This is a genomic window from Pseudoalteromonas sp. SR45-5 (genome assembly GCF_014163565.1).
Taxonomy (GTDB): domain Bacteria; phylum Pseudomonadota; class Gammaproteobacteria; order Enterobacterales; family Alteromonadaceae; genus Pseudoalteromonas; species Pseudoalteromonas distincta.
In genome coordinates this window covers 1-2,999 of sequence record NZ_JACJDN010000503.1, presented here as the reverse complement: position 1 = coordinate 2,999, position 2,999 = coordinate 1, and the positions used below count along the sequence as shown (strand labels likewise).

General features: G+C 40.0%; 3 protein-coding genes. 1 reads left to right on the top strand and 2 read right to left on the bottom strand.

Translation table 11 applies throughout. The features are described 5' to 3' along the window. Window positions 1–33: 33 nt before the first annotated feature. The gene (locus H5072_RS15725; RefSeq protein ID WP_024596219.1) at window positions 34–1,170 is read right to left on the bottom strand and encodes a PilT/PilU family type 4a pilus ATPase; all 1,137 of its coding nucleotides are present in this window, start codon (window positions 1,168–1,170) and stop codon (window positions 34–36) included. Between the two features lie 9 nt (window positions 1,171–1,179). Beyond that, a complete protein-coding gene (locus tag H5072_RS15720) occupies window positions 1,180–2,220 on the bottom strand; it encodes a type IV pilus twitching motility protein PilT (RefSeq protein ID WP_024596218.1) in 1,041 nt (346 codons plus the stop codon). Window positions 2,221–2,222: 2 nt separating this feature from the next. Between H5072_RS15720 and H5072_RS15715 the strand changes: the two genes are divergently transcribed. Next, the gene (locus H5072_RS15715; protein ID WP_182196817.1) at window positions 2,223–2,936 is read left to right on the top strand and encodes a YggS family pyridoxal phosphate-dependent enzyme; all 714 of its coding nucleotides are present in this window, start codon (window positions 2,223–2,225) and stop codon (window positions 2,934–2,936) included. Window positions 2,937–2,999: the final 63 nt, after the last annotated feature.

Genomic DNA, 2,999 nt, shown 5'->3' with positions numbered 1-2,999 from the left:
CCAATTGGCGCTTTTTTATTAATTACTTTTAAATTATTGATCGCTATTTTTATCATCAAGGCCATCAATAGTAACGCCCTGTAAAAAGCCCGCACCTTGTTGTTCGTTATTGCGCAGTTTTATCATTAAGCGTAAATCATTTGGCGAGTCAGCATGGTGCAGTGCATCAGCGTAGTTAATTCGCTGCTGTCTGTACAACTCAAATAACGCTTGGTCAAAGGTTTGCATGCCCATTTCTTTCGACTTAGCCATTGCCTCTTTAATTCCGCCAATATCACCATTTTTAATCAGTTCAGCGACCATTGGTGAGTTAAGCAATATTTCAATAGCTGCAACACGGCTTTCACCATCAGCAGTCGGCACTAATTGCTGAGCAACAATGGCACGTAAGTTAAGTGCTAAGTCGTACTTAAGCTTATCGTGTTTTTCTTTTGGTACTAAATGCATAATACGGTCAATCGCTTGGTTCGCATTATTAGCATGTAGTGTTGCAACACACAGGTGACCGGTTTCAGCAAAGCTTAGGGCGTATTCCATGGTTTCTTGCGAGCGAATTTCACCAATCAAAATAACATCTGGAGCTTGGCGTAATGAGCTTTTAAGTGCCGACTCAAAGCTTTCTGTATCAAGCCCTACTTCGCGCTGAGTAATAATACTTTTACGATGCTCATGAACAAACTCAATCGGATCTTCAATGGTCAGTATATGACCTCGTTGGTTACGGTTTCGATAACCAATAAGTGCAGCTAGTGAGGTCGACTTACCCGTACCTGTACCACCTACAAACAAGACAAGACCGCGTTTAGACATAATTACATCTGTCAGCGTAGATGGCAGACCTAAATCACTTACATCAGGAATTTGCGTCACAATACGGCGAATAACCATACCCGCTCTATCGCGCTGCCAAAAAGCAGAAATACGAAAACGCCCTTCGTCGGTAGCAATCGCAAAGTTACATTCTTTCGTTGTATGAAATTCTGCTTTTTGCTTTTCGCTCATTGCAGATTCTACTAACTCAAGTGATTGCTCATCAGTCAGTCTATCGTCACTGAGAGCTGTTAGTTCACCGTTTATTTTTGCACTCACGGGTAATTGACTCGATACAAATAGGTCAGAACCCTTTTTCTCAATCATTATGAGTAAAAAGTCGTTTAAAGATAAAGCCATAATAATTTCTTACCCACCAAATTGTGTTTTGTCTTGCGCTTTTTCTTTCGCTGCCGTATTTGTAACAATACCGTGATTAACTAAATTAGTTAAACACTGATCCATTGTTTGCATGCCCACAGACGCACCGGTTTGAATAGACGAATACATTTGTGCAATTTTATCTTCACGAATTAAGTTACGAATAGCAGGAACTGCAATCATAATTTCGTGTGCTGCAACTCGCCCACCACCAATTTTTTTAAGCAGTGTTTGTGAAATTACCGCACGTAAAGATTCAGATAACATTGAGCGTACCATAGCTTTTTCTTCACCTGGGAATACATCAATAATACGGTCAATAGTTTTTGGTGCAGATGTTGTATGTAGCGTGCCAAACACTAAGTGACCCGTTTCAGCAGCAGTCATTGCAAGACGAATTGTTTCTAAATCACGTAACTCACCCACAAGTATTACATCAGGGTCTTCACGCAATGCACTACGTAGCGCGTTTGAAAAGCTATGTGTATCGCGGTGAACTTCACGTTGGTTAATTAAACTTAATTTATTATCGTGAACAAACTCGATTGGATCTTCTATTGTTAGAATATGGTGATGTTTATTTTGATTTATATAATCGACCATAGCGGCAAGTGTTGTTGATTTACCTGAACCCGTTGGCCCTGTTACTAACACGAGTCCACGTGGGGTATCAGAGATTGTTTTAAAAATATCTGGCGCACCTAAATCATCAAGCGTTAACACTTCACTTGGTATGGTACGAAATACCGCAGCAGGCCCGCGATTAGAGTTAAACGCATTCACACGAAAACGTGCTAAATTAGGCACTTCAAACGAAAAATCCACTTCGAGGTTTTGTTCGTAGTCCTTGCGTTGATTATCGTTCATAATATCGTAAACCAGACTGTTTACGTCTTTGTCTGCAAGGGCTGGTATATTAATGCGGCGAACATCACCGTCTACGCGTATCATAGGTGAAACACCCGACGATAAATGTAAATCGGATGCTTTGTGTTGCACACTAAACGCTAATAATTCGGTAATATCCATTTATGACTCCACAACTAACTGATAAATATATGGTTACAATAGCAGAACGACTCACATCCGCCTACGCTAGAATTGCAGACGCGGCAAAAAACACACAGCGAAACACTAACGAAGTTACTCTACTAGCAGTGTCTAAAACTAAACCAAGCGAAGATATTATTGCAGCTTATGAGCATGGTCAGCGCGAATTTGGTGAATCTTATGTTCAAGAGGCTATAGATAAAATAGCTCAACTACAGTCATATAGCGACATCATTTGGCATTTCATTGGCCCTATTCAATCAAATAAAAGTGCATTAGTAGCTGCTAACTTTGATTGGGTGCAAAGTGTTGATCGCATAAAAATAGCAAAGCGATTAGATTCCCAGCGCCCAGACGATAAACCACCTCTTAATATACTTATTCAAGTAAATATAAGTAATGAGGAAGCAAAGTCAGGTTGCCGCCGTGATGAAATAGATGAACTTGCCAATTTTATTAACCAATGTGAGCACTTAACACTTCGAGGTTTAATGGCAATTCCCGCTAAAAGCGACAAACTGGATACGCAAATTCAATCTTTTGAGCAATTACAAACTTGCTTTGATAAACTAAAGACCCAATATCCTCAAGTAGATACTTTGTCGATGGGTATGAGTAACGATGTTGAAGCTGCCATTAGCGCAGGCTCAACCATGGTAAGGATCGGCACAGACATTTTTGGAACACGAACTTAAAAGGTGATAACAGATTTATGTCAGATAAAAAAATCGCATTTATAGGCACAGGTAATATGAGCT